Source organism: Pseudomonas helvetica (assembly GCF_039908645.1).
In the GTDB taxonomy this organism is placed as follows: Bacteria; Pseudomonadota; Gammaproteobacteria; order Pseudomonadales; family Pseudomonadaceae; genus Aquipseudomonas; species Aquipseudomonas helvetica.
The window spans coordinates 3,944,345-3,969,978 of record NZ_CP150917.1 but is presented as its reverse complement, the minus strand read 5'-3'; the positions used below and the strand labels follow the sequence as shown (position 1 = coordinate 3,969,978).

The 25,634-nt window shown below is 56.4% G+C and carries 22 protein-coding genes and 3 pseudogenes; 10 read left to right on the top strand and 15 right to left on the bottom strand.

Translation table 11 applies throughout. From position 1 onward, the window contains the following. Positions 1–163 precede the first annotated feature (163 nt). From glyA to serC, 5 genes are all read right to left on the bottom strand, one after another. Complete coding sequence (glyA, locus tag AABM55_RS18405) at positions 164–1,429, bottom strand: serine hydroxymethyltransferase (RefSeq protein WP_347927236.1); 1,266 nt, start codon at positions 1,427–1,429, stop codon at positions 164–166. A gap of 36 nt (positions 1,430–1,465) precedes the next feature. Beyond that, complete coding sequence (locus tag AABM55_RS18400) at positions 1,466–2,638, bottom strand: aspartate aminotransferase family protein (RefSeq protein WP_347927235.1); 1,173 nt, start codon at positions 2,636–2,638, stop codon at positions 1,466–1,468. Between the two features lie 53 nt (positions 2,639–2,691). After that, on the bottom strand, positions 2,692–3,510 hold the full coding sequence (locus AABM55_RS18395) for a YggS family pyridoxal phosphate-dependent enzyme (protein ID WP_347927234.1): 819 nt from the start codon (positions 3,508–3,510) through the stop codon (positions 2,692–2,694). After that, a complete protein-coding gene (locus AABM55_RS18390; protein ID WP_347927233.1) occupies positions 3,510–4,760 on the bottom strand; it encodes a benzoate/H(+) symporter BenE family transporter in 1,251 nt (416 codons plus the stop codon). The genes AABM55_RS18395 and AABM55_RS18390 overlap by 1 nt, the downstream gene beginning before the upstream one ends. A 149-nt stretch (positions 4,761–4,909) precedes the next feature. Continuing rightward, positions 4,910–5,992: a 3-phosphoserine/phosphohydroxythreonine transaminase gene (serC, locus tag AABM55_RS18385; protein ID WP_347927232.1), complete on the bottom strand. Its 1,083-nt coding sequence runs from the start codon at positions 5,990–5,992 to the stop codon at positions 4,910–4,912. 133 nt (positions 5,993–6,125) lie between these two features. On the opposite strand from serC, the gene AABM55_RS18380 reads away from it, so the two are divergent. Continuing rightward, positions 6,126–7,625: a PLP-dependent aminotransferase family protein gene (locus AABM55_RS18380; protein ID WP_103315977.1), complete on the top strand. Its 1,500-nt coding sequence runs from the start codon at positions 6,126–6,128 to the stop codon at positions 7,623–7,625. A gap of 184 nt (positions 7,626–7,809) precedes the next feature. On the opposite strand, the gene AABM55_RS18375 is transcribed toward AABM55_RS18380, so the two are convergent. Then, entirely contained in the window at positions 7,810–8,214 is a 405-nt protein-coding gene (locus tag AABM55_RS18375; protein ID WP_256585162.1) for a hypothetical protein, read from the bottom strand. A gap of 910 nt (positions 8,215–9,124) precedes the next feature. Between AABM55_RS18375 and AABM55_RS18370 the strand changes: the two are divergent. Continuing rightward, a pseudogene (locus tag AABM55_RS18370) lies at positions 9,125–10,378 on the top strand (IS3 family transposase). Between the two features lie 43 nt (positions 10,379–10,421). Here the strand turns inward: AABM55_RS18370 and AABM55_RS18365 are convergent. After that, entirely contained in the window at positions 10,422–11,267 is an 846-nt protein-coding gene (locus AABM55_RS18365; RefSeq protein ID WP_103315974.1) for a LysR family transcriptional regulator, read from the bottom strand. A 94-nt stretch (positions 11,268–11,361) separates the two neighbouring features. Between AABM55_RS18365 and AABM55_RS18360 the strand changes: the two genes are divergently transcribed. Beyond that, positions 11,362–11,745: a hypothetical protein gene (locus AABM55_RS18360; RefSeq protein ID WP_103315973.1), complete on the top strand. Its 384-nt coding sequence runs from the start codon at positions 11,362–11,364 to the stop codon at positions 11,743–11,745. A gap of 97 nt (positions 11,746–11,842) precedes the next feature. Here the strand turns inward: AABM55_RS18360 and AABM55_RS18355 are convergent. Then, positions 11,843–13,096, bottom strand: a pseudogene (locus AABM55_RS18355) (IS3 family transposase). A gap of 85 nt (positions 13,097–13,181) precedes the next feature. Here AABM55_RS18355 and AABM55_RS18350 point away from each other — a divergent pair. Both AABM55_RS18350 and AABM55_RS18345 read left to right on the top strand, forming a co-directional pair. Beyond that, positions 13,182–13,511, top strand: a pseudogene (locus tag AABM55_RS18350) (PLP-dependent aminotransferase family protein); the annotation flags it as partial. Positions 13,512–13,892: 381 nt separating this feature from the next. Continuing rightward, positions 13,893–14,375, top strand: coding sequence for an OsmC family protein (locus AABM55_RS18345; protein ID WP_103315972.1), 483 nt, complete (start codon positions 13,893–13,895; stop codon positions 14,373–14,375). A gap of 214 nt (positions 14,376–14,589) precedes the next feature. On the opposite strand, the gene AABM55_RS18340 is transcribed toward AABM55_RS18345, so the two are convergent. The 6 genes from AABM55_RS18340 to AABM55_RS18315 all read right to left on the bottom strand — a co-directional run bounded on the left by AABM55_RS18340 (position 14,590) and on the right by AABM55_RS18315 (position 18,447). Next, positions 14,590–15,246, bottom strand: a complete 657-nt coding sequence (locus tag AABM55_RS18340) for a hypothetical protein (RefSeq protein WP_103315971.1) — start codon at positions 15,244–15,246, stop codon at positions 14,590–14,592. Positions 15,247–15,422: 176 nt separating this feature from the next. Further along, on the bottom strand, positions 15,423–15,806 hold the full coding sequence (locus AABM55_RS18335; RefSeq protein ID WP_347927231.1) for a cytochrome c: 384 nt from the start codon (positions 15,804–15,806) through the stop codon (positions 15,423–15,425). Positions 15,807–15,994: 188 nt separating this feature from the next. Beyond that, positions 15,995–16,288: a hypothetical protein gene (locus AABM55_RS18330; protein ID WP_347927230.1), complete on the bottom strand. Its 294-nt coding sequence runs from the start codon at positions 16,286–16,288 to the stop codon at positions 15,995–15,997. 47 nt (positions 16,289–16,335) lie between these two features. Next, positions 16,336–16,854, bottom strand: coding sequence for a hypothetical protein (locus tag AABM55_RS18325; protein ID WP_347927229.1), 519 nt, complete (start codon positions 16,852–16,854; stop codon positions 16,336–16,338). A 244-nt stretch (positions 16,855–17,098) separates the two neighbouring features. After that, entirely contained in the window at positions 17,099–17,368 is a 270-nt protein-coding gene (locus tag AABM55_RS18320) for a hypothetical protein (RefSeq protein ID WP_347927228.1), read from the bottom strand. A 206-nt stretch (positions 17,369–17,574) separates the two neighbouring features. Further along, on the bottom strand, positions 17,575–18,447 hold the full coding sequence (locus tag AABM55_RS18315) for a LysR substrate-binding domain-containing protein (RefSeq protein WP_347927227.1): 873 nt from the start codon (positions 18,445–18,447) through the stop codon (positions 17,575–17,577). A 134-nt stretch (positions 18,448–18,581) separates the two neighbouring features. On the opposite strand from AABM55_RS18315, the gene AABM55_RS18310 reads away from it, so the two are divergent. From AABM55_RS18310 to AABM55_RS18295, 4 genes are read left to right on the top strand one after another with little or no spacing between them, the layout of a single operon-like run. After that, a complete protein-coding gene (locus AABM55_RS18310) occupies positions 18,582–19,634 on the top strand; it encodes an agmatine deiminase family protein (protein ID WP_347927226.1) in 1,053 nt (350 codons plus the stop codon). Between the two features lie 4 nt (positions 19,635–19,638). Then, positions 19,639–20,547: an N-carbamoylputrescine amidase gene (gene aguB, locus AABM55_RS18305; RefSeq protein WP_347927225.1), complete on the top strand. Its 909-nt coding sequence runs from the start codon at positions 19,639–19,641 to the stop codon at positions 20,545–20,547. Between the two features lies 1 nt (position 20,548). After that, positions 20,549–21,652, top strand: a complete 1,104-nt coding sequence (locus AABM55_RS18300) for an extracellular solute-binding protein (RefSeq protein WP_347927224.1) — start codon at positions 20,549–20,551, stop codon at positions 21,650–21,652. 14 nt (positions 21,653–21,666) lie between these two features. Beyond that, complete coding sequence (locus tag AABM55_RS18295) at positions 21,667–22,791, top strand: agmatine deiminase family protein (protein WP_347927223.1); 1,125 nt, start codon at positions 21,667–21,669, stop codon at positions 22,789–22,791. A gap of 752 nt (positions 22,792–23,543) precedes the next feature. Here the strand turns inward: AABM55_RS18295 and AABM55_RS18290 are convergent. Continuing rightward, positions 23,544–24,584 (bottom strand): hypothetical protein, encoded by a 1,041-nt coding sequence (locus AABM55_RS18290; RefSeq protein ID WP_347927222.1) that lies wholly within the window; start codon positions 24,582–24,584, stop codon positions 23,544–23,546. 131 nt (positions 24,585–24,715) lie between these two features. Between AABM55_RS18290 and AABM55_RS18285 the strand changes: the two genes are divergently transcribed. After that, a complete protein-coding gene (locus AABM55_RS18285; protein ID WP_054598023.1) occupies positions 24,716–25,276 on the top strand; it encodes a hypothetical protein in 561 nt (186 codons plus the stop codon). Positions 25,277–25,634 lie beyond the last annotated feature (358 nt).

Genomic DNA, 25,634 nt, shown 5'->3' with positions numbered 1-25,634 from the left:
GCAGTCACGTAGCCGAAGCACTGCAATGTCGGCCATCAGCATCCCGCTAGTAACTCAACAGATTGGTAGCGGGTGCGCCCGGTCGTCCGGGCGCCTTGCCGCGCGCCCGGTTTTTCACCCAACGATGACATCAGCCTGGCGGCGATAGCTCGGGGTAAAAGAATCAACGATAGACAGGATGACGGCGGCAGAGCTCCACCACCTGTTCGCGCACGTGGTGCCCGACCGTCTCGCTGTGGCCGTTTTCCAGGGCGTCCAGTACGTCGCACAACCAGCCCGCCAGTTGTTCGCATTCGAACACGCCGAAACCTCGGGTGGTGATGGCTGGGGTACCGATGCGCAACCCAGAGGTCACGAACGGTGAGCGCGGGTCGTTGGGCACAGAGTTTTTGTTGGCGGTGATGTAGGCGTTGCTCAGGGCCGCATCAGCTTCCTTGCCGGTGTAAGGCCTGTCGGACAGGTCGATTAGCATCATGTGGTTATCGGTGCCACCGGAGACGATCTTGTAACCCCGCCGTTGCAGCACGGCCGCCATGGCCCGGGCGTTGATCACCACTTGCGTCTGATAGGTTTTGAACTCGGGTGCCAGTGCTTCCTTGAAGGCGACGGCCTTGGCGGCGATCTGGTGCATCAGTGGCCCGCCCTGGACACCCGGGAATACCGCAGAGTCGAGCTTTTTGTAGAACGCTTCGTCTTGCCCCTTGGACAAAATCAAGCCACCCCGTGGGCCCCGCAGGGTCTTGTGAGTGGTGCTTGTAACCACATGGGCGTGCGGCAATGGGTCCGGGTATTCGCCGGCAGCGACCAGACCTGCGACGTGGGCCATGTCGACCCAGAAAATAGCCCCGACCTTGTCGGCAATGGCCCGCATGCGCGCCCAGTCTTTGTACCGGGAGTAGGCAGAAAAACCACCGATCAGCATCTTCGGTCGAGTTTCCAGGGCGATGCGTTCCATCTCGTCGTAGTCGAGAAAGCCCGTCTTTGGGTCAAGGCCATAAGGAACGATCTTGTAATGACGGCCCGAGAAGTTTGAAGGGTTGCCGTGGGTCAGGTGGCCACCTTGGGCCAGGTTCATGCCCATCACTGTGTCACCAGGATTGATCAATGCCAGGAATACCGCGGCGTTCGCCTGGGCACCCGCATGCGGCTGCACGTTGGCGTAGTCGCAGTTGAACAGGGTCTTTACCCGCTCGACGGCCAGGCGCTCGGCCACATCGACATACTCGCAGCCGCTGTAGTAGCGCTTGCCTGGGTAGCCTTCGGCGTATTTGTTGGTGAGCACGGTGCTCTGGATTTTCATGACCAGAGGGCTGGCGTAGTTTTCGGAAGCGATCAGTTCGACGTGGTCTTCCTGACGATGTTCTTCGTTATGAATCGCCTCACACAACTCGGCGTCGAATGCTTTAAGGGTCAGCGTTGAGTCGTACATAGATGGAGGGGTCCTTGGTTGAGAAAGTAAACCGGTTTATGACAAGAGCCGAGAGACACGCGCTGCGATGTCGTCGATCTGCGAGTCCTCACAGATCAACGGCGGCAGCAGTCGGAGGGTGGTGCCGCGAGTCACCGTTATCAGCAGGCGTTGTTCGTCCAGCGCCCGGCCGACCAGTTCGGCACACTGACGGTTCAGTTCGATGCCGACCATCAGGCCCAGGCCGCGAATGGAAACGACCTCGCTGTGATTGCCCAGCGCCTCCTGCAGCGCGGCCAGCAGCCGACGGCCAGATGTGGCTGCGCGCTGCGGGAGGTGATCGCGCTCCATGATGTCGAGTACGGTGCATCCCACGCGGCAGGCGAGGGGGTTGCCGCCGAAAGTGGAGGCATGATGGCCCGGGGAAAACAGTTCGGCGGCCTTGCCTCGTGCCAGGCATGCGCCAACGGGAAAACCATTGCCCAGTGCCTTGGCCAGCGTGATGACATCCGGCACTATCCCCGCGTGTTGGTAGCCAAACCAGGTGCCGGTGCGGCCCATCCCGGTTTGCACTTCATCGACCATCATCAGCCAATCGTGTTCGTCGCACAGTTGCCGCAGGGCCTGTAGATAACCGGCGGACGCCGCATGCACACCGCCTTCACCCTGCACGGGCTCGACCAATACCGCGACGATGTCGGGTGATTGCGCCGCCACCTTGCGGATCTCCTCGATGTTGTCGTAAGGCACCCGTAGAAAGCCTGGCATCAAGGGCTCAAATCCGCGCTGTACGGCCGGGTTGCCAGTAGCCGCGAGAGTGGCCAGGGTGCGGCCGTGAAAGCTGTTTTCCATCACCAGCACTTGTGGCTGTGCCACGTGCCTGGCGTTGGCGTGCAGTCGGGCCAACTTGAGCGCCGCTTCGTTGGCTTCAGCCCCCGAGTTGCAAAAAAAGGCGCGCTGCATGCCCGATAAGGCGCACAAGCGCTCACTCAATTGCTCCTGCCATTCGATGTGAAACATGTTGGAGGTGTGCAGTAACTGGCCCGCTTGCTCGGCAATGGCGGCGGCAATCTCGGGGTTGGCATGCCCAAGGCTGGTCACCGCCACACCGGCGATTGCATCCAGGTATTCGACCCCGTGCTTGTCCCACAGAGATGCCCCTTGGCCTCGACTGAAGGAGACCGGCTGGCGGGCATAGTTGTGCATGAGGTACGAGGGGGCAGAGGACATCGAAGGGCTTCCTGTAAAGGGTGAATCAAGATGTTAGGTGTTGTCAGCGGCGACTAATCATCACTTCCCGGACGGACATCCGCGGTCGGCCAGTAGTAGGCGTCAGGCATGGCTCGTGCGCCGAAGATGGCCTGACCGACACGCACCACGGTCGCCCCCTCTTCAATGGCGACTTCGAAATCGCCGGACATGCCCATGGACAGTTCCTCTAGCCCGACGCCCGCCGGGGCGTGCTGGCGCAGGCGCTCGCGCAGTTCGCGCAACCGTACAAAGCAAGGGCGGACACGGGCAACGTCGGCCGAAAACAGCGCCAGCGTCATCAGCCCGCGCACCCGTAACGCCGAGAACGCCGGCAGGGCGTACAAGAAGTCCGCGACGGCTTCGGGCGCCAGGCCGTATTTGCTGACTTCGCCGGAGGTATTGACCTGGACGAACACATCCAGTTGGCGCCCCTCGATTTGCAGGCGACGATCCAGAGCCTCGGCCACTCGCAGGCTGTCCAACGCCTGAAATTCACTGGCAAAACGCGCCACCTGCTTGGCCTTGTTGGTTTGCAGGTGGCCGATGACCGACCATTGCAGGTCGGCCAGATCGGTCATGGTCTGCCATTTGCGCTGCGCTTCCTGCACCTTGTTCTCTCCCAGCAGCCGGCAGCCGGCGGCGTAGGCCAGACGCAGATGAGCTTCGTCAAAGGTTTTGCTGACCGGCAGCAGGCGCACACTCGCCGGATCACGTCCGACCCGCTGACAGGCATTGGCGATACGCTGCTGCACGGCTGCCAGGTTGCGACGAAAGTCCTCGACGCTGGTGGCCTGTGGGTAACGGCCATGGCGCTCGTGCAGGGTGGCGGTTTCTTCCAGTTGATCGAACATCAGTGGGTGGCTCCTTTGGTCGTCACAACATCGTCGGCCGCCGGAATGACCACCGCCTCGCGACGCGGCAAGCGGCCATTGAGTAAGGCGTAGGCCGCCAGACCGATCAGCAACCCCCAGAACGCCCCACCGATTCCCAGCAAGGTGATGTTCGCGGCGGACGCCAGAAAGGTGATCAGCGAGGCTTCGCGGGATGTGACGTCAGCCATGGCGCTGGCCAGGCTGGCGCCGATAGTGCCGAGCAGGGCCAGCCCGGCCAGCGTCGTAATGAAGGTGGCCGGGAGGGCCATGAACACTGCGGCGAGGGTCACCCCGAAAATCCCGACGAGGATGTAGAACACGCCCGCGGCAACCCCGGCGATCCAGCGCTTGGACGGATCCTCCGAGGCTTCCTTGCCGGTGCAGATGGCCGCCGTGATGGCGGCGACATTGAAGGCGTGAGAACCGAAAGGTGCCATCAGCAAGGAGCCCAGCCCTGTGACAGTCAGGATAGGGTTGGCGCTGGTCCTGAAGCCATCGTTGCGCAGCACCAGCATGCCCGGCATGTACTGGCCGGTGAGTGTGATCAGAAACAGCGGCAGCGCCACGCTGAGCAACGCATTGATCGAGAATTCGGGCCGGGTGAATACCGGTGCCGCGAATTGCAGCGCCAGCCCGGAAAGATCCACACGGCCCTGCGTTAGAAGAAACGCCAGCCCCAGCACCAGAATGCCCACCACCGCGTAGCGTGCGGTAAAGCGCTTGAACACAACGTAAGCGGCAGTCAGCAACCCGACCAACACTGGATCAATACTCATGCCACCAAACGCGCCGATACCGAACTGCAGCAGGATACCGGCCAGCAGGCCCGCAGCCACGCCCGGCGGAATCAGGCGGATGACTTTTTCGAAGCAGCCGGACAAACCCAGCAGCACGAAGGCGGCGGCCGAAATGATGTACGCACCCACTGCCTCGACATAGGGCGTGGTGGACAGCGCGACGACCAGAAAGGCTGCGGCGGGTGTCGACCAGGCGGTAATGATCGGCTCACGGCTCACCCAGCTGAGAAACAGCCCGGTAATACCCACGCCAATCGACACCGACCATACCCACGATGCCGTCAGCTCGGGGCTGAGCCCGGCGACTTTGGCGGCCTGAAAGACCAGGATGAACGTGCCGCCATAGTTGACGATGACTGAAATCAGCCCGGCGACAATCGGATGTATAAGGTCGCCTAGACGCAGGGCCGTCGGGGATGCTGAAGAAGACATGATTGCTTTGCTCCTTGCAAAACGAGGTGTTTGGCCTCGGGTGAGGGGGGGATTTATAACGCTGAAATGGCATGTTTTGCCCCTGCACTTTTTCGTGGAGGACCAGACCACTTACCGGGCCGCCTGCTGTGACTGAAGCGATCCCTGCCTCAGCCGTGCACGCGGACAAAACCCTTCATGAAGTCGGTCAATGCCTCGACTGCCTCTAGCGTGACCGCGTTGTAGAGGCTGGCTCGTATCCCGCCGACCGAGGCGTGGCCCTTTAGCCCGTTGAGCCCGGCCTGTTCGGCCAGTTGCACAAAAGTCTTTTCCAGCGCCGCATTGGCGAGCACGAACGGCACGTTATTGATCGAACGAAACGGCGCTCGCACGCTGTTGCGGTAAAACCCATCACTGTCGTCGATGGTGCGATACAGCAACTCGGCCTTGGTCTGGTTAAGCCGGTGAAGGGCTTCGAGGCCGCCGCGGCGCTTAATCCATTTGAGCGTCAGGCCGGTGAGGTACCAAGGAAAGGTCGCCGGGGTGTTGAGCATCGACTGAGCGTCGGTGATGCGCGCGTAATTGAGGATGTCGGGGGTGAACGCCTGCGCGGCATCCAGCAACGCCGGGTCAATGATGACCACTGTCAGCCCGGCCACTCCCATGTTCTTTTGCGCTGCGGCATACACAAGGCCATGTTTGGCCACGTCAATCGGCTTGGAAAGCAGACTTGAACAGGCATCGCACACCAAAGGCGCCAAGCCATCAGGCGCGTCGACGAATTGCACGCCGTGTACGGTTTCGTTCTCGGTGTAGTGCAGGTAGGCGGCGTTCGGGTTGAGCTTCCAGTCCGAGACGTCGGGGATACGATCAAAGCCAGACTCTTTGCCGCTGGCGACGATGCGAACGTCGCAGTAGCGCCGGGCGGCTTCAATGGCTTTGCCTGACCAGAGGCCGGTATGCAGATAATCGGCCGTGCGTTTATTGCCCAACAGGTTCATCGGCACCTGGGCAAACTGCAGCGAGGCGCCTCCTTGCAGGAAGAGCACCTTGTACTCGCTGGGTACCTGCAGGATGTCCCGCAGGTCGCGTTCGGTCTGGTAGGCAACCTCCATGAATACTTCGCAGCGATGGCTGATCTCCATCACTGACATGCCCGTGCCTGCGAAGTCAAAAAACTCCTCGTGCGCCTGGGTAAGTACTTCCATCGGCAACGCCGTCGGGCCTGCGCTGAAGTTGTGTGACCTGGCCATAGCTGAGTAATCCCTGTGCAAAATCGCTCGAAACACGCGTGCTCACCACGCACAAAGGCAGTGGTGAGGAGTGAATTCTACGGATAGACTGGCCTGCCTTTGCAGGCCAATTTATTCAAGTAAGGCAGACCACATGGCGAAAGCGTTCGAGCTGGAAACGCTGAAAATGCGCCTCAACGATGCTGAGTTTCAATTGCTGGATCTGCACCAACGGATTCAGCGCGCACTGCGTGAGCTGATCCTCAATGGCGCTCTTGACCCCGGTTTGAAGCTGCCTGCGACTCGGGTGTTGGCCAAGTCACTCGGGATTGCCCGTGACACCGTGGAGAACGCCTATGTGCAACTGCACCGGGACGGTTTTATCGTGCGGCGCGGGGGGGCCGGCAGTTATGTCTGCGAAACGGTGGGCACCGAATTGCGAGGCGCGGCACGCCGCCGCATCAAGGCGCAAGAGGTCAAAAGCAGCCAGGCGGTACCAGGGGCGGGCTTGAGCCAGCGCGGGCGGATGATCTTCGACAGTGGTGGTGTAAACGATCAGCAGGTGATCAAGGCATTTGCGACCGGCCTGCCGGAAACCCGCACTTTCCCCACCGATGTCTGGGAGCGCCTGCAACGCCAGGTCATGAAGGACTATCGCGCTAATGTGCTGTTGCATGGCGACCCGCAAGGAGCTGAGCCGCTGCGCAAAGCGATTGCCACCTACTTGAACCTCGAGCGCGGGGCCAAATGCTCCCCTGACCAGATCATGGTGTTGAGCAGCACTCGCCAGGCCCTTTTTCTGTGTGCGCAGTTGTTAGTGGATGTCGGCAAACCGATCCTGCTGGAAAACCCGGGTTACTATGGCGCCAAGAAGGCCTTTGAAACCGCCGAGACCAAGGTTCTGCCCATTGATGTCGATGAACTGGGCATACGCACCGACCTGCTGTACGCCGACCGCAGCGGCGCCAATTGCGTCTATGTCACGCCGTCTCATCAATACCCCACCGGCGCGACCTTGCCGCTGGAGCGTCGTCTTGAGTTGATCAACTGGGCAGCGCAGAAGGGCAAGTGGGTCATCGAAGATGACTACGACAGCGAGTTTCACTACGACGGGCAGCCGACTGCCTGTGTACAGGGCCTGGACAAGTACCAGCGTACGCTCTACATCGGCACCTTCAGCAAGACCCTCTACCCTGGGTTGCGAATGGGCTATATGGTACTGCCCCACGAGTTGATCAAAGCCTTCACCTACGCGCGCAGCATGATGGACGGCCACACGCCACAAATCCTGCAACTGACCCTGGCGCGCTTCATGGAGGACGGCCATTACAACGCCCATGTCCGGGCCATGCGCAAGCTGTATGCCGGGCGTCGTTGCGTCATGCTTGACGCAATCGGCAAGCATTTGGACGGTATCGTTACCGCCTTGCGCCCTCCCGGCGGACTACAAATTCCCTGCCTGCTGCACGATGGCTGGTCTGAGGAAAAAACCATCCGCCAAGCGGCCAGCGCGGGCGTACAGCTTTCCGGCCTGAGCCGGTTGTACGCCGGCGAGGAGAAGAAACAAGGCTGGCTATTGGGTTATTCGTCGTTGACCGCTTATGAAATCGAAGCGGCCATGCTGCGCCTGGCCAATGCACTGAAAACCCGGTAGTGATGACGTGGGCGAACGGCACCGGCGACGGATAGGCGCCACCGGCAACCAGGCCGGCCAGATGATTCTCGGATTTATTTTTTATTGCGATCGAGACAGGTGACAGAGAAATAAATCTATCCCCTTTTTATAAGATCTGTCCCGTCCTGAATAAGGTTTACACCTATTTCAGGACTAGACAACATCAAGGGGCTGCATCATTGATCAGTTCGTGCCAGACGATCTTCGCCTCCTCATTCGACGTAAATACTTGTATTTTCGGACTCCAAAATTGCCCCTCATTAACGATGCATTCCAGCGTAGAGTCTTGGAATGTAAAGGCATAGTGGACGGCATCCTTCAGGAATCGTTCTTTATCATGTCTTGGATGAATGGCGTTTCTTTGCTCAAGCTCCGCAACCCAGGGCGAATTATCTATACGATGAACTTGGTAATGCTTGAGGCCGAGCCCGATTAGCGGATGGCCTCCCAGAGCCTCATCGTTTGGTGAGCCAAATTGAAATTTTTTGACTAGCGGAAAATGGATTACAGTAATTTCCTCGCCAGCCGTGCAGTACCGCAAAAACAACTGTGTTTCTGTGGCGAACACGATGGGTTCGGGCGATGTACTTGGCTGTGGCCAAGAGTTGAGTAGCACTACGGTCGCTAATGACATAGGGAAGCCTAGTGAAAAACAGGAACCAAAAATGAGGCGATAACACGCTAGCAAAGCGTTGTAGCCGATATTAGCTGTCCGAGGCAACTGCAATCACAAAAGAATAAATAGGGAAAGACTTATTTGTCTGTCATCAGCCTCGGCACAATGAAAAATAGATCTGTCCACTTTTCATTGCTAGGAGTACACGACGCCGGGCGGCATTTTTATGCCGCACAGAGAGCGGTAGCAAACACCATTTCCATATACCAAGCATTTATCTTGGGCTTGAGCTTTAAGCACTAACTCTCGCAGCATGTGGACAAGCCGAATTGCCCGACACCTGAATAACAGCGGTTGAATGGGCCGCCTTGCTTGCCTTGGGTACTGAATTTCACCGAGGTATTCCCGCCAGCTTGTTGGTTGCTGATTTAGCTCAATTTCGAGATTATTCAAAATTGCCAATGCGTCATTTAGATCGTCACTTCTTAGGCAGCTCATTACATTTATTGATGTAATGCTTATCTGTGCATCTCTTTGAGCATATTTCTCAAAAGCAGGAGCTATAAGGGAGAAATATCCAGACGAATGAAAGCAATCAGATCTGAAAATAATTCGGTCGTGTGGGTCTAGCAGCCACAATCGCTCTGTTTTTCTTGAGGTATATAAGCCGATTACGTGATGCATGGTGCCTGTACCTAATTAGTGAAATGCTGTGTCGCGTTTTTGCCGTGGGAAAAGGAAACAAAATTATTTTTCATTGCGTCGAGGCTGATGGCAGATAAACAAGTCTGTCCCCTTTTTATTCTCCTTGTCCCGTCCTGAATAAGGTTTACACCTTCTGATCTATTTTCAGGAGGGAGTAATGGAATCAGCAAAAAGGCGTAGTCAGCGAGACTACACGCTGACTTTTAAATTGTCGGTCGTCGACCAGGTCGAAAAAGGCGAGCTGAGTTATAAAGAGGCTCAGGAGCGCTACGGGATTCAAGGCAAAACGACCGTTCTGACGTGGTTACGCAAGCACGGTCGGCAAGATTGGAGCCCAGGCACATACATTGGCTCGCCGAGGATGGGGTCTATGCCCGACAAAAACCGACCATTAACGCCAGAGCAACGCATCAAAGAGCTTGAAGAGCAGCTAGCTCTGTCCAATCAGAAAGCGCAGTTTTTCGAAGCTGTCGTGGATGTCTTGAAGAATGACTACGGCCTTTCTGTCATAAAAAAGCGTCCCGGCAAGTCCTCGCGCAAAAGCGAGTCCAAAACCTGAGTATCAGCAGGGCTTGCCAGTTCATGGGGATAAGCCGACAGGCTTACTACAAACGCAATCGCGCCGATGCTGCTCGTCTCGTTCTGGACCAGAAAGTTGCCGACTTCGTTCAGCAAAAGCGTCAGCGACAGCCGCGCTTGGGCACCCGAAAGCTGCATTACTTGCTGCATTGCCAGCCTCAACTTGAGCTGCAAGTGGGTCGAGATCGGCTGTTTTCGATTCTGCGCGAAAGGCGTTTATTGGTGGCCCGCAAGCGGGCTTACCACAAGACGACCGACAGCCATCATCGCTTTCGACGCCATCCGAACCTGCTCAAGCCCGGTCCTGATCAGGTTGTTGCAAGCGGCCCGGAACAAGTCTGGGTGGCGGACATCACCTATTTGCCAACCCAGGAAGGTGTGGCCTATCTGAGCCTTGTGACGGATGCTTTTTCGCGAAAGATCGTGGGCTATCACGTCCATGAAAGCCTGCACGCCGAGTCGGTAGCGCATGCGTTGCGCCGGGCGGTGAAATACCGCCGAACGGAGCAGTCGCTGGTGCATCACTCGGACAGAGGCAGCCAGTATTGCTCGGGAATGTACCAGGAACTGCACGCGAGACACGGCATCAGGTGCTCAATGACGGATGGCTATGACTGCTACCAGAATGCCCTGGCAGAGCGGGTCAACGGGATATTAAAGACAGAGCTTATGCTCCAGCGACCGCAGGATTTGACGCAGGCGAAGAAGATGGTGAGTGAGTCGGTATCGATCTATAACGGCGAGCGACCGCACCTGTCTTTGAAATACAAAACGCCCGATGCGGTGCATCGGGCGTTGAAGTGAAACAGGTGTAAACCTATTTCAGGACTAGACACCTGCCTCTAAGCACAAGCTATCTTTTACGTTTATCGTATTCACTGTTGCAATGCCGCTACTGATTCAAGGTGGGCAGTCATTCGGCTCACGGCCAGACTGGTGCCCGCATTCCCTTGGCGCCGCTCAACGATGGAGTAGGCGATTTCCGGCAGTTGCGGCAGCGATATACTTGATATCGCCGGTAAGCCAAATCCTGATTCAGTGCGGCAGGTAATGCCCAATCCTGCCTCGACCGCAGCGCGTAGACCATCAAGGCTCGGGGTGGTGAGCGCCATGCGCCATGGGCGTCCGGCGGCGTCCAGCACTCGCTGCGCGGCCAAAAGAAACGGGCAGGGCAAAGTGATCCCAACCAGCGGAACCACGTCACCGAGTAGTAGATCCGGGTAGCCGAACCACTTCATGGGGAGGCGCGTAACGATGTTTGCGCCGAACGGCTCGCCAGCGCACAGTGCGGCGTCGATCCGGTCCTCGCCTATCGCCTGCAACAGTTCTGCCGTGCTCGCAATGACAATTGAAAAAGCAGTTCCAGGAGCGGCGGCGAGGACGTCGGTGAGAGTCGGGCGCAATACCCCTGCCACGAAATCCTGAACGACACCGATTCGAACCGGCACTACCGTGTCCGGCGCGAGCTCTGCTCGCGCGGCGTCTATTCGGCCCAGAATCGAGCGCGCATGCGCCAGCAAAAGCCCCCCAGTATGGTTAAGCCGCAGTGCCCGGCCATCCCTGTCGAAGAGCGGCTGGCGAACGATGTTTTCAAGACGGGCGATTTGAAGGCTTAGCGCCGACTCGCTGCGCGCGATGCGCCTAGCCGCCGCTGCCAGCGAGCCACAATCGACCACCGCAACGAACGTGCGAAGCAGAGGAGAAGGGATATCCGCAATCATGAGAAAAACTCAAACCTGATACCTAGAATGTCCCAAGTATACTTTTGTTTTTCTCAAATAAACTTCGGTCTTCAACAGTGCTAGGAGAACGAAAATGCCTTTTGCCAGACTTACGCTGTCACTCGATCTTTCCCCCGACGAGGGCCGTCGCCTATGCAATGAATTGACTGACCTGATCGCCGACGAGCTTGGAAAGCGCCAGGAACTCACGTCAGTGCTGATAGATGTGCCGGGGGGCTATCACTGGACTATTGGCGGTAGTGGTCAGCGGACAGCGGCACATCTTGAAGTCTGCGTGACTGCTGGGACGAACTCTGAAGAAGAGAAAGGGGCTTTCATGGCAAGCGCCATGTCGCTGCTTCGTCGAACATTGCCGAATCTCGACCCGGTGACTTATATCGTTGTGAAGGAGAACCCGGCAACCGATTGGGGCTATGACGGAAGAACTCAGGCCGACCGTGCAAGGTGCAAGGCTTAAGTATCCGTTCGGCGAAATCATCTTTCCCGCTCTGCAAAGCCAAGACATGAAAATGGGGGCAGATTTATTTTTCATTGCGTCGAGGCTGACATGGTGTCTAGTCCTGAAATAGGTTTACACCTGTTTCACTTCAACGCCCGATGCACCGCATCGGGCGTTTTGTATTTCAAAGACAGGTGCGGTCGCTCGCCGTTATAGATCGATACCGACTCACTCACCATCTTCTTCGCCTGCGTCAAATCCTGCGGTCGCTGGAGCATAAGCTCTGTCTTTAATATCCCGTTGACCCGCTCTGCCAGGGCATTCTGGTAGCAGTCATAGCCATCCGTCATTGAGCACCTGATGCCGTGTCTCGCGTGCAGTTCCTGGTACATTCCCGAGCAATACTGGCTGCCTCTGTCCGAGTGATGCACCAGCGACTGCTCCGTTCGGCGGTATTTCACCGCCCGGCGCAACGCATGCGCTACCGACTCGGCGTGCAGGCTTTCATGGACGTGATAGCCCACGATCTTTCGCGAAAAAGCATCCGTCACAAGGCTCAGATAGGCCACACCTTCCTGGGTTGGCAAATAGGTGATGTCCGCCACCCAGACTTGTTCCGGGCCGCTTGCAACAACCTGATCAGGACCGGGCTTGAGCAGGTTCGGATGGCGTCGAAAGCGATGATGGCTGTCGGTCGTCTTGTGGTAAGCCCGCTTGCGGGCCACCAATAAACGCCTTTCGCGCAGAATCGAAAACAGCCGATCTCGACCCACTTGCAGCTCAAGTTGAGGCTGGCAATGCAGCAAGTAATGCAGCTTTCGGGTGCCCAAGCGCGGCTGTCGCTGACGCTTTTGCTGAACGAAGTCGGCAACTTTCTGGTCCAGAACGAGACGAGCAGCATCGGCGCGATTGCGTTTGTAGTAAGCCTGTCGGCTTATCCCCATGAACTGGCAAGCCCTGCTGATACTCAGGTTTTGGACTCGCTTTTGCGCGAGGACTTGCCGGGACGCTTTTTTATGACAGAAAGGCCGTAGTCATTCTTCAAGACATCCACGACAGCTTCGAAAAACTGCGCTTTCTGATTGGACAGAGCTAGCTGCTCTTCAAGCTCTTTGATGCGTTGCTCTGGCGTTAATGGTCGGTTTTTGTCGGGCATAGACCCCATCCTCGGCGAGCCAATGTATGTGCCTGGGCTCCAATCTTGCCGACCGTGCTTGCGTAACCACGTCAGAACGGTCGTTTTGCCTTGAATCCCGTAGCGCTCCTGAGCCTCTTTATAACTCAGCTCGCCTTTTTCGACCTGGTCGACGACCGACAATTTAAAAGTCAGCGTGTAGTCTCGCTGACTACGCCTTTTTGCTGATTCCATTACTCCCTCCTGAAAATAGATCAGAAGGTGTAAACCTTATTCAGGACGGGACATGGCAGATAAATAAGTCTGTCCCCTTTTCATTTATTACAACGCCCATGTCCGGGCCATGCGCAAGCTGTATGCCGGGCGTCGTTGCGTCATGCTTGACGCAATCGGCAAGCATTTGGACGGTATCGTTACCGCCTTGTGCCCTCCCGGCGGACTACAAATTCCCTGCCTGCTGCACGATGGCTGGTCTGAGGAAAAAACCATCCGCCAAGCGGCCAGCGCGGGCGTACAGCTTTCCGGCCTGAGCCGGTTGTACGCCAGCGAGGAGAAGAAACAAGGCTGGCTATTGGGTTATTCGTCGTTGACCGCTTATGAAATCGAAGCGGCCATGCTGCGCCTGGCCAATGCACTGAAAACCCGGTAATGATGACGTGGGCGAACGGCACCGGCGACGGATAGGCGCCGCCGTCAACCAGGCCGGCCAGATGATTCTCGGATTTATTTTTTATTGCGATCGAGGACAGTGATGAAAAATAAATCCGTCCCCTTTTCAGATTTCGTGAAGGCTGCTGGCTACGCACCTCAAAAGGTTGTGGCAGATGCTTCGCTCAAATAGTTAAATTAAGTATAGGGAGGCTGTCGAGGTGTCTCTATCTCTGACGTTGCACGGCTTAAGGACGTCCTAACTCGTCTGCCGACTCAGAGGGCGAGTGAAATTGCGGAGCTGCTACCTCATCGATGGACACCCGCTCAATGAGTCGGGTTTTAACGGACTTACCGGAAACTTTTTCCTAGGAGGAATCAAATGGCAGACAAAGCACACGAGTACGAAGTCCAGGTAACTTGGGCTGGCAATGAGGGGACAGGAACGTCGTCTTATCGGGGTTACAGCCGGGCACACGTAATTACAGCCAACGGCAAAATACCAATTGAGGGGTCATCCGATCCTAGTTTTCGGGGAGACTCAACACGCTGGAACCCAGAGGAATTGCTTCTTGCATCTTTATCGGCGTGCCACAAACTTTGGTACCTCGGCCTTTGTGCTGAGGCCGGGGTCGTGGTGGTGGCCTATGAAGACAATGCTCAAGGAACAATGGTCGAGGAGAGTCACGGCGCTGGTCAGTTCACGTCGGTTGTTTTGAGGCCAAAGGTGGTTCTGGCACCGGGGTCTGAAATCGCAAAAGCTCAGACTCTGCACCAGATAGCTCATGAGAAATGCTTCATTGCTCGCTCGGTAAACTTTCCAGTGAGCCATGCACCCGACATATCAATAAGTCTGGACGCCTGAATAGCTAGAGAGGGTGTCCGTGTAGACGGGCACCATCTCTTATTAGCATAGCTGCCTAGATTACATTGCCGAACGCTTACTCTCCGCGAGCTGAAGCCTGACCCGAATGGCCCGGATATCTCTGACTCGAAAAGGGGACGGATTTATTTTTCATTGCGTCGAGGCTGATGGTAGATAAATAAGTCTGTCCCATTTTCATTGAGGTACATGACCCTTATTCCTTTGGCGGATAACTATAGTCCCAGCGAAAAAAGCCTTGCTCTTGGAAATGAGCGCCGCGAAGTGACTCTTCTTTGCTTTTAAAGTAGTTAGGTGGTGGGCATGTTACGTTGCGCATAAAGTAACCAGGATGCCAATTTTCTATGCCGGGAAGGCTGTTGATCTCGGCATGAAATGGATTGAGTTCAGGAAGTGAAAAATAAATAAATTCACCAATGGATTCCTTCAGCCATTCTTCTGGATTCTGCTTCTCCGAAAGAGGCATGACGTGTAAGGGGGATTTTGCCAGCTCCACAAAATCTCGAATTTTTGTCATCGACCAACCGCAAAACTCTAAATTTTCTTCTGTGCCATACGCAATGTCACTGAGACGAACAATTGTGTCTTCTGGTGGAGTTGTATAAGTTTTCGGGAAGTGCTCTGTGTTCTTTTCAATGCAAAAAAGAATATACGATGCCGCTAATGATCCTAGTCCGTGGACGACTATTGCCGGATGTTCGCCAGCTCCGCCCCCGATAACCAAATTGTCGGGAGAACATGAGAAGTTACGGTCTCCCCATCCTCCTGCTTCAATAAGCTCAAGAGGGTGATATATGGCTAAGCCATTGATGTGTCCGACCAGCTCATGTTTTATCGTGTCGATATAACTCATGTTTTCTGTCTCGAATTGTCCAAGGCTAAAGCTGTAGGGCGAAGAAAGATGGGGCGAATTTACTTTTCATTGCGTCGAGGCTGATGGCAGATAAATAAGCCTGTCCTATTTTCATTGTGTTTATAACCAACCCTGAAATGGTTCTTGGATTTTTGTGCCCAATGCCTATCTCAAAATCATCGATTTTTTGAAATCACACCACTCATGTATTGATTTAAATCGCGCAGATCCTTAATGCTCCAAGCGTGTGGCGGAATTTTTACACCATTCTCTCGCAACGTTTTTGGAATCAAGTCTCCATTTGGACGAAGTATTATCGATGACACAATAACGCCCGGATAATCATTTAGCCGTTTTTTGAAAGCGGATGTCGTAAGGTCAGGTGTAGGAGGATTGCTTTTATTAGCCAAAGGTCCTGTTCCTTTGATATCTATTCCGTGGCACATGGCGCATCTCTGTAAGTAGAGATTTTTTCCATTGGCATTGTCCGCGAAGGATAGTGGTGATTGAATCAGCGATAAAGTTACTAACGAAGCGATGAATGATACTTTCATTAACATGTGGGTTTTGTCTCGTCCGTGAATGCTAGAGAGCGTCTCTGCTGAGCTAGCGCTAGTTTATCCGAAGCTGCTTTGCCATAGGCAAGTCGTTCTGAAAAGCAGGGAAAATGGGACACCCATTAGCCGGTCCTACGTCAAGATCCAAAGCCAACCCGCCCTGCTTTTTTAACGGCAGGGTGATTCCCTTGTTAAACCTGTTCGGCCATCAGCACGGTGCAGTCGAAGTCCATATCGTCGCTGCACACCAGCAGCGGTACAAGCGTGGAACTACCATCCTCGCCGGGAATGAGTCGACGCTTCGCAAGAGCGTCTTCGTCCTCATCCAGCAACCAAATTAACGAAAGACCGAGCAGGGCGACACTGGGGTCATTGAGATGAGATGCCAGCCATTGCTCGATGGCCACGTCGTGGATAGTCAAGCACGCGCAGGCACCACGGGAGAAAGCCGCTTGGTGGTAAGCGGCATGAATGCGGGTATGCATGAAAAAATCCGTCGGTTGATAGAGAGAAGCCAAACAACCTATTGCGCCTATTTGACGAATGTAAGGCAGGCAAAACCCGTCTCGATATGCAGCTGTTGAATGGGTTCGATGCTCTCCTGATCCCCTACTTTTTTGACTAAACCAATTCCGCAGTAATATTGGTCGCTGGTAAAGATGGGAAGGATGCCTGTCTTGGTCTCACTCCAGAAGCCGGTCTTCAAGGTGTAGGTAGCGCCGTCCTGCGGCGTGAAAGAAAAGGGTATTTGACACTGCCCACCTCCGACTACCTTCCGGTAAGTCAATACCAGCTCTTTGCCCACTGCGACCGGCGATTCGATAAAGTCGCCGGTATAGGACAATGGCGTGAACCCTGCGTAGCAGCCTTTTTCGTTGAAGGTCATGGCGTCCAGCGTGGTGCCACGTTCATATTTAAGGCGAACCGTCGCAGAGGGTTCATCCGGACGGGGAAAGACATACTGCTTGCCCTGAAACAGTGAAGTGCAACCACTGAGCGCCACCGCTCCTGCCAGCAGAGCACACCAGCCAAACTTGTAATTCCCGTACATCAACCGCTCCCTGATACCTTCGGGCTCCCCTGTAAATTTTAGGGGCCGGACATTGCTGGATAGTGGCCTTATGTTACTGCATCTTGTGAAGGCCCGAGCAGTTGGTGCAGGGTTGGGGAGTTTGGGGCAGAGACATCAATCGACCTCTAACATCCGATTTTGGCCGATTGCTGTCTATCATCAAGGGCCGCTTCTGACCCATAGCTGACATGCCGTGCCGAACGCAATAACCCGTCGGGATGAATTACTCCCCAGATTGCACGCGCTCTATCGCTTCGAGAAGCTGGCCGTCGAAGTACTCGGTTTCATCTCGCTCCTGCTCTTTCATGCGACGCCTTGCCTCGACAAGCAGATGTTCGGTCGCGATGTTCTGATTCAAAAAAGTGGCGACCATAAGATCATTCAAACTCTCTAGAGGTGTATCCCATGCCTCCTTGCAACGCTGCAATAGCCCTGTGTTGTCATCTCCACTCCATGGACCTAAAAGATTCGAGACTGTCAGGGGGGAGGTCATGAATATGCCTTTGAGAGAAATTGAAGGGCTGGTAATTTCGCACGCTCGGGAGATTGATGAATAGCGAAATCGAATGCCCGCTTCTGGCCGACTCCTGCCCGTCCCAACTGACCGAAATCCACCCCAAAAGCAGCCTCCCATCTTTCCGCAAATCAAAGTGCACCAAACCAAGAGGCCGGCCCCATCCAAGCCCTGACCCAAAACCGTTACATCACTTGACTCCCCGCCGCCAGCTTGCCCAGCAACCACTCACTAAAACTCCGCGCCATCGGATTATTCTCACTATCACGATGGGTCAACAACGCCCAGTTAGGGCCGCGAATCGTCTCCTCAACCAACGGCTGCAACAGCCCATTGGCACGCGCTGGCTGACTCAATAGTTGGCTGACCAAGGCGATGCCGAGCCCCGCACACGCGGCGTCCAGCAGTAGGCCGGGGTCGGAGAAGTTCAGGCCCTGATCCTTCTGGCCTACATCGATGCCGGCCTCTACCGCCCAGTGGCTCCAGTCCATTTCCCGCTCGCCATGCAGGGTGGTGCGCTGTGCGCTGGGCACTGCCAAGAGGCTGGGGTGGCACGCCGGGTAAAGGCGGTCGGCGTGCAGCACCTTGAAGCTGCATTCGGCCTGGGAGCTGATGTCGTCTCGCACCGCGAGGTCGATGGTCTGGGTCGTCATGTCCGGGACTTCGTCGGTACTGAAGATCCACAGATCAACTTCCGGGTGCTGGCGGCGGAAATCTTCCAGGCGTGGCAGTAGCCAGTGTCGGGCGAACGCCGGGGTGGTGTTGAGGACCAGTTGGTTGGGTTTTTGGTACTGCCCAAGGCGACGAACACCGACGGCCAGTTGCTGCAGCAGTGCCTGGGTGGTGCTGAGCAGGTCGTGACCGGCATCGGTCAGACTGACGCTGCGTCCACTGCGAAAGAACAAGGGTTGTTCCAGGTACGCTTCGAGGCTGCGAATCTGCTGGCTGATCGCCGATTGGGTGAGGTGCAGCTCTTCGGCGGCCTTGTGGAAACTGCCCAGCCGGGCGGCGGCTTCAAAGCCGCGAAGGGTGCCGAGCGGCGGCCAGTGCTTGAGCATGCTGATAAGTTCCTCTAATCATTTATCTACAAAATCCATCGTTTGTTTGCCCGTTTTTGCAGCCGTAGCATGCATGCCAAGACCGCATAGGCAGTTTTCATTGAACACAATGACTTAACTTAAAGGTGCTTGTCATGCAGCAGAATGAAATTCAAAACAATGGTTGGTGGATGCCGGCGGAGTGGGTCAGGCACGCCGCAACCTGGATGGTTTGGCCGCACAACCAGGCGCTGTGGGAGTCGGGTTGGGGTGTCACGTTGGCGCGGGTGCAAGAGGATTTCGCTCGTGTGGCCAACGCCATTGCCCGTTTTGAACCGGTGAAGATGGTTGTTGATCCTTCTGCTGTCACGAGTGCCAAAGCGTTGTGCGGGCCAAACATCGAACTGATCGAGCTGGCGGTGAACGACAGCTGGTGCCGGGACTCCGGCCCGAGCTTCATCTGCCACCCGCAACAGGGGCTGGCCGGTGTGAGCTGGCGTTTCAACGCGTGGGGCGGGAAGTCGGCCCATGACCTGGACGAAAGCCTGGCTCGCCGCGCACTCAATCACTTGGGCTTGGCGTGCTTCGGTACTCCATTGAGTAACGAAGGCGGCGCGATTCATGTGGACGGCGAGGGCACGCTGATCACCACCGAGTCGGTATTGCTCAACCCCAACCGCAACCCGGGCATGAGCAAGGCCGAGATGGAGGAGATATTCAAGCGTCTGCTCGGCGTGAAGAAGACCGTCTGGCTGCCGGGCGATCCCGACTACGTGACCGGCGACATGACCGACGGCCATGTCGATGGCGTGTGCGCTTTCGCCCGCCCTGGTGTGTTGCTGGTGGACGCCACTCACGACAAGAGTTCGATCTATGCCGAGGTGGTACGAGAAAACCGTCGCGCGTTGGCGCTGGCAACCGATGCCCACGGTCGACCGTTTGAGCTGATCGACCTGTATGAAGCCACCGACGCCGTGGACACCGAGGCTGAAGTGTTTTGTGCCTCCTACACCAACTTCTACATCGCCAACAACGCCGTCATCATGCCGGCCTATGGCATCGATGCCGACAACGCGGCTGCCGAAGTGTTGGCTCAGGCGTTCCCCGGACGCGAGGTGGTGCCGGTGCGGATCAATCATCTGGCGCATGGCGGTGGCGGGGTGCATTGCATCACCCAGCAACAGCCGGCCTGGCCACTGAAGGGGTAATGCGATGACCATTTTGACTGTTGCTACCACCCAGATGTCCTGCACCTGGGATCTGAAACACAACCTCGATCAGGCTGAGCAGTTGGTACGTGAAGCGGCGGCGAAGGGCGCCCAGGTCATCCTGTTGCAGGAGCTGTTTGCCTCGCCCTATTTTTGCATCGAGCAACATCACAAACACCTGGCGCTGGCTGAGGAATATCAGCACAGCGCCGTGCTAAAACGCTTTGCCGCGCTGGCCAGGGAGTTGGGTGTGGTGCTGCCGCTGAGCTGGTTCGAGAAGGCGGGCAATGCCTACTTCAACTCGTTGAGCGTGGCCGATGCCGATGGGCAGTTGCTGGGGGTGTATCGCAAGACGCACATACCCAACGCCATCGGTTATCAGGAGAAGGAATACTTCAGCCCCGGCGATACCGGTTTCCGTGTCTGGGACACTGCTTTCGGGCGCATCGGTGTGGGTATCTGTTGGGATCAGTGGTTCCCCGAGACCGCACGCTGCCTGGCGCTGATGGGCGCCGAAGTCTTGCTGTTTCCCACCGCCATTGGTTCTGAACCTGGCTGCGCCGCACTGGATTCACGTGACCACTGGCAGATGACCATGCGCGGCCATGCCGCTGCAAACCTCCTGCCGGTGGTGGCAGCCAACCGCATTGGCCGAGAAGTGGCGACCACCGATCCGACGCTGCAGATGAACTTCTACGGCTCGTCCTTTATCTGCAACCACAAGGGCAAGCTCCTCGCCGAGGCCGACCGCGACAGCCTGGGTGTGCTGGTACACAGCCTGGACTTGTCCGCCATGCGCGAAGAACGCCTGACCTGGGGCATCTACCGCGACCGCCGTCCCGAAATGTATGGGGCGCTGTTAAGCCTGGATGGTCGTCACATTAATGCTCGCTGGAACACTCAAGGGGTTTGAGATGAACGTGACCAAACAGCTTTTGCTCTGCTCCTTGGGATTGGCGCTAAGCAGTGCCTTGTCGTCGGCGCAGGCAGAGGAGAAAACCCTGAGGTTGTACAACTGGGCCGATTACTTCGCCGAGGACACCCTGTCCAGATTCACCGCTGAAACCGGGATCAAGGTGATCTACGACGTCATGGATGGCAGTGAAACACTGGAAGCCAAGCTGATGGCCGGCGGCAGTGGTTATGACCTGATCTTTCCGGGCGACACTGTTGGCGAACGTCTGATGCACGCCGGCAGTTTGCAGCCACTGGACAAGTCAAAGCTCACCGCCCTGGATGACATCGAGCCGGGTCTGCAGAAACTGCGTACGCATTATCTCTACTCGAGCAAGGCCACCGTCCCCTATACGTGGGGCACCATCGGCCTGACCTACAACGCCGAACAGATCAAAAAGCGCATGCCGGATGCGCCGGTGAATAGCCTGGACATGTTGTTCAAACCGGAGCTGGCCGCCAGGTTCGCGGACTGCGGTATCTCCCTGATCGATTCGCCAGACGAAGTGCTGGCGGTCGCGCTCAATTACCTCGGCCGTGAACCGCGCAGCGCCAAGCCGGAGGACTTGGCAGCGGCCAGTGAACTGTTGCTGAAACTGCGGCCGTACATCCGCAAGTTCCAGTCGCAACCGGTGACTGATCTGGTCAACGGCAACTTGTGCCTGTCGCTCGGTTACAGCGGCGATATGACCCAGGCGCAACGGGCGGCAGATGCCGCCGGCAAGAAAACCACGTTCCAGTATCACATCCCGCGCGAGGGCACCACGGTGTGGATGGACACCATGGCGATCCCCGTCGACGCCAAACATCCAGAGTACGCCTATGCGTTCATCAACTTCGTCATGCGCCCGGAAAACATGGCCGCCATCACTAACTTCACCGGTTACCCCACCTCCAACGCCAAGGCACGGCCGAGCGTCGATGCAATGATGCGTAACAACCCGGATATCTACCTCGATGACGCCACTTACCAACGACTGATCCCGGGCAAAGACATTCCCCAGGCGGACATGCGTGCGCGCATGCGGGCGTGGACCAAATTCAAGACAGCCTCCGTTAAATGAACAGAGAGATACGCATGTCGACACGTCGTGAGTTCATCAAGCAGGTATCGGTGGTTGCCAGTCTGGGCGCAGCCGCGTCCATGGGACTCGGCCTGAATGCTCCACGGATACAAGCAGCCATCAAGGACGGTTGGCATATGCCGGATGAGGGCGACAAACATCGGCGAGCCTTTATCGCCTTTGGTGCACAGGAGGCCATTCACGAGGACTTCACGCCTGACGTGCAAGATGCCTTGGGGCGGATCGCCCGCACCATCGCCAACTATGAGCCGGTGACTGTGTTTTGTCGTGAGAGCGAGCGGGATCTGGCTGAAGAAAAATGCGGCACGGGCAACATTACCTTTGTTGTCACGGAGCTGGACGATATCTGGATGCGCGATATCGGTGCCAACTTCGTCATCGATGGCGAAGGTGGGCTCGGCGCGGTGGATTTCAACTTCAACGGCTGGGGCAACAAACAGCAGCATGCCGAGGATGCGCAGATTGCCGCTTCGGTCGCCCGGACTGCCGGCGCCAACTACATCCGCAGCCGGCTGGTGGGCGAGGGCGGCGCTATCGAAGTGGATGGCCACGGCACGGGGATCATGACCGAAAGTAGCTGGATCAATACCAACCGCAATCCCGGCTGGAGCAAGGTCGACGTAGAGGAAGAACTGAAGAAGAGACTTGGCTTGCGCAAAATCATCTGGCTGCCGGGCATCAAAGGCCAGGACATCACCGACGCCCATGTCGACTTCTACGCCCGCTTCGTCAAGCCGGGAGTGGTGATCGCCAACCTCGACAACGACCCCGAGTCCTATGACCACGCAGTGACGCTCGCCCATCTGGACATTCTCAGGAAGGCCACTGATGCCGATGGCCGCGCGCTGCACGTGCACACCGTGTCGCCTCCGCTCAATCCACGAAAAAGTCGGTTCAGCAAAAACAATCCAGACTTCGCGCCAGGCTATATCAACTACTTCGTGATCAATGGTGCAGTCATTGCCCCCGAGTTCGGTGACAAGGCGGCAGATACCAAAGCCTTTGACCTGTTGTCCGAGCTCTACCCGGATCGTGAGGTGGTGCAGCTCAATATCGATGCGATCGCCGCGGGTGGTGGGGGTATCCACTGTGTGACCAGTCACCAGCCTTTGGTTTAGGTTGGGTCAACCGTTGCCCTCGACAAATGCTAGCTCTAGAAGCGGATAAGGCGCCCTAGGCGCCTGATTCGTTATTTGAGGTCTATCCGCACACCACTTCCCTAATCAAGAGTGTTGGCGGGTAAGCAAGACAGCTTTTTGTGTCGTGTATCCGTATCGATCGAGTGGCGGTTTTTGATTGATTTTTGCCGGTGGTGACTGAGTGGAATAGACCTGAAACGGACGGTACGCAGGAAGTGCAAAGTGAATGGCTGCGCACTTTTTACTGAGGCTTCAGTTCCGACCACAAAGGGCTGCGTCCGATACTCATCATTAGCGTTCCATAGTCTTCGAACTTACCGATGTTGACTTCCTCTTGGCGTTTCCATGTTGCTTCACACTCCTCGCAGACCCACAGCAAAATATGCGTAGAGCGGATACGCATCGCTAGGACTGAGCCTTGACCGCACCTTTGGCACTGAATCGGCATTCTAATAGTCTCTAGTTGTTTTCTGACGCAATACGGGTGTGTGTCCGCTATTAGCCGAGGCTGTGTAAAAACGTTTTTGTGCGAGACAGGTACTCAATATCGGACTGGAAATCGCGCTTCTACGCGAAATCCACATCTGCTGACGTGCCGATAAATTTCAGATTTAACGTAGACGCGCACACTTCAATTTTGGCGAAGCGTTTTTACACACTCTGGGCCGATAGCTGTCGCTCGGCGATAAGCAGTGTACCTGTTACGGCCGGCACCCTCAGGCCGACCCCTATTAATTTTGCCAGCAGGCCGCGAAACGCTTGCACACCTCAAAGCGCTGATCCAGATCGGCCATGCGTGCCTGATGCGCGCTCAGTGTTTCCTTCAGCAGTTCTCGCTGGGTTCGGTAGTAGTATTCCAGCATTGCATTATTGGTGGACATCGCCTTGCTACGGTCGGCCGTTTCTCTGTCGGGCAGCAGTTCATGGATCTCGGGGGTGTCGAGCAGGCTCAGACGGTTGGTGTAGTAGTCCTTGTACAACAGCAATGAACGCGCTTTGGTGCCTGTCATCTCGTTGGCGAACTGCTCCAGGTTCTGGTGATATTCAGTCCAATAGGCATCCGGCAGGCTGAAGCCGAGGCGCTGTTTGCGTTCCTCCATCGACTTGTCGAGCAACGCTTCCCGCACCGACGAGGAATCGTCGGCTTCGGGCTTCATTTTCGCGATGACACTGGCGTCGACGATCTGCGCGATCAGTGCTGTACGCTCCGCTGACTGTGGCGGTGCTTCGGCGGGCTTGGGGAAAATCGGGTTGCGGCCGACGCAGGCGGGCAGGCCTTTGTTGGTCAGCGCGATCGGCGAGCGCATAACCTTGCCATCAATCTGGCGCAGACGGCTAAGGGTAATTTGGCAACTGCGACCTACGTAGCGGAAGTTCGCTTCGTACTCGCCACCGCTCTGCGGGGTAAAGTTGAACGCCACGGTGCACACGCTACCGGTGCTTAAGGTATTGGCTCGCGCGAACAGTTCATGGCCCGGTTGCAGCCGCACTTCCAGATAGGCCTTGGCATTCTCGGGTACAGCGGCGCTCATCGCCGCCCGTCGCCGGGTATTGGCGGAGAACAGGTTATTGAGCAGCCCCGTCGTCTGGCCGTCGCAGTGTTCGGCATCGAACAAGTCGAGCGTCGAGTTTTCATTGCTGCTGATAAAGCGCAGCTTCGCCGCATCGGGTCCACTGGCGTCCGGATAGGAACCGTTGAAACTGCACCCGCCAAGTAACAGTGCGGCAATGCTTACAGCGCCACGCAGGCGCCATCGGGAAAAACTGAACATGTTGATGTATCGTCCTTGATGTACAAGTAGGCGAAAGGCCATCATGCTAATAAAGGTAGTCGCCGCCGTCCAGCGCGCTGTCGGCCTTGAATTTATTTTGGATTTTGTTCGTCTCCCACCGAGGTAACGGAATGCTTTACTCGCACCACATCTTTGCAATTGGCCTGATCGGGTTGCTGGCCGGTTGCTCGTCAATGCCCGCTGAAATGGCGTTGAATTCCCCCGTTTACAACGCGCAAAACGCTGGTCTGGTGGTCGGCACGCTGCTGGAAGGCGGCCCCTACGGAACCTACCTTGAATTTCGTGACATCAAGAGTGACAAGACTTACGGCTGGGGACCCAAGGATGATTATTCGGCATGGCTGCCCGCCGGTGACTATGAGGTGAGCCGCCTGGGTCACCGCCGCGGGGTAATGGGGGCTTACTCCAAACCGCTGCATTTCACCGTCACCCAAGGGCAGCTCAATTACCTTGGCGAGATGGTCTACGATTGCTCGGCCGTCGCGCAACCGGTTGCGGTATACGGCGTCATGAGTTGCGGGTTCCTCGCGCTTGGCGAATGCACCGTCCCTCGCCCCAGCGTGAACGTATGCGTGGTGGATCGCCAGGATCAAGCCATCAGGCATTTTTTGCAGCAACACCCCGAACAAGCCGCTTTACCCGTGCATAACGCGGTCATGTCGCGGCGCTAGATATCGCGCTTGAGGGCGTTTTCTACTTTGCTGTGGACGTTGCATGCGTCGATGACTCAGGGTGTCACTGACAGAAGAGCCTTTCAGTTATATGGGCTCGATCGGTCTCAAAAGATCTCGGCAAAAAAAGTCGCTATGGCTACTGCGCAGCACTGCGTCTTCCCGGAAGCGGGCGGCCGCACCTGTCTTTGAAATACAAAACGCCCGATGCGATGCACCGGGCGTTGGGGTGAAACAGGTGTAAACCTATTTCAGGACTAGACATGCTGTCGAGGCAGGTATGACAGAGAACTAAGTTTGTCCCCTTTGCATTGCACTGCACTACCGGTTCGATTAACCGCATCAGCCCTTTGGCCAA

Excerpts from the sequence above, each read along its gene's own strand:
- serC (WP_347927232.1), bottom strand. The coding sequence starts at position 5,992 with ATGGCCAGGTCACACAACTTCAGCGCAGGCCCGACGGCGTTGCCGATG.
- AABM55_RS18295 (WP_347927223.1), top strand. The coding sequence starts at position 21,667 with ATGTCGACACGTCGTGAGTTCATCAAGCAGGTATCGGTGGTTGCCAGT.
- AABM55_RS18360 (WP_103315973.1), top strand. The coding sequence starts at position 11,362 with ATGCCTTTTGCCAGACTTACGCTGTCACTCGATCTTTCCCCCGACGAG.
- AABM55_RS18335 (WP_347927231.1), bottom strand. The coding sequence starts at position 15,806 with ATGTTAATGAAAGTATCATTCATCGCTTCGTTAGTAACTTTATCGCTG.
- AABM55_RS18380 (WP_103315977.1), top strand. The coding sequence starts at position 6,126 with ATGGCGAAAGCGTTCGAGCTGGAAACGCTGAAAATGCGCCTCAACGAT.
- AABM55_RS18400 (WP_347927235.1), bottom strand. The coding sequence starts at position 2,638 with ATGTCCTCTGCCCCCTCGTACCTCATGCACAACTATGCCCGCCAGCCG.
- AABM55_RS18390 (WP_347927233.1), bottom strand. The coding sequence starts at position 4,760 with ATGTCTTCTTCAGCATCCCCGACGGCCCTGCGTCTAGGCGACCTTATA.
- glyA (WP_347927236.1), bottom strand. The coding sequence starts at position 1,429 with ATGTACGACTCAACGCTGACCCTTAAAGCATTCGACGCCGAGTTGTGT.
- AABM55_RS18300 (WP_347927224.1), top strand. The coding sequence starts at position 20,549 with ATGAACGTGACCAAACAGCTTTTGCTCTGCTCCTTGGGATTGGCGCTA.
- AABM55_RS18340 (WP_103315971.1), bottom strand. The coding sequence starts at position 15,246 with ATGAGTTATATCGACACGATAAAACATGAGCTGGTCGGACACATCAAT.
- AABM55_RS18395 (WP_347927234.1), bottom strand. The coding sequence starts at position 3,510 with ATGTTCGATCAACTGGAAGAAACCGCCACCCTGCACGAGCGCCATGGC.
- AABM55_RS18330 (WP_347927230.1), bottom strand. The coding sequence starts at position 16,288 with ATGCATACCCGCATTCATGCCGCTTACCACCAAGCGGCTTTCTCCCGT.
- AABM55_RS18285 (WP_054598023.1), top strand. The coding sequence starts at position 24,716 with ATGCTTTACTCGCACCACATCTTTGCAATTGGCCTGATCGGGTTGCTG.
- AABM55_RS18345 (WP_103315972.1), top strand. The coding sequence starts at position 13,893 with ATGGCAGACAAAGCACACGAGTACGAAGTCCAGGTAACTTGGGCTGGC.
- AABM55_RS18290 (WP_347927222.1), bottom strand. The coding sequence starts at position 24,584 with ATGTTCAGTTTTTCCCGATGGCGCCTGCGTGGCGCTGTAAGCATTGCC.
- AABM55_RS18320 (WP_347927228.1), bottom strand. The coding sequence starts at position 17,368 with ATGACCTCCCCCCTGACAGTCTCGAATCTTTTAGGTCCATGGAGTGGA.
- AABM55_RS18315 (WP_347927227.1), bottom strand. The coding sequence starts at position 18,447 with ATGCTCAAGCACTGGCCGCCGCTCGGCACCCTTCGCGGCTTTGAAGCC.
- AABM55_RS18365 (WP_103315974.1), bottom strand. The coding sequence starts at position 11,267 with ATGATTGCGGATATCCCTTCTCCTCTGCTTCGCACGTTCGTTGCGGTG.
- AABM55_RS18310 (WP_347927226.1), top strand. The coding sequence starts at position 18,582 with ATGCAGCAGAATGAAATTCAAAACAATGGTTGGTGGATGCCGGCGGAG.
- aguB (WP_347927225.1), top strand. The coding sequence starts at position 19,639 with ATGACCATTTTGACTGTTGCTACCACCCAGATGTCCTGCACCTGGGAT.
- AABM55_RS18325 (WP_347927229.1), bottom strand. The coding sequence starts at position 16,854 with ATGTACGGGAATTACAAGTTTGGCTGGTGTGCTCTGCTGGCAGGAGCG.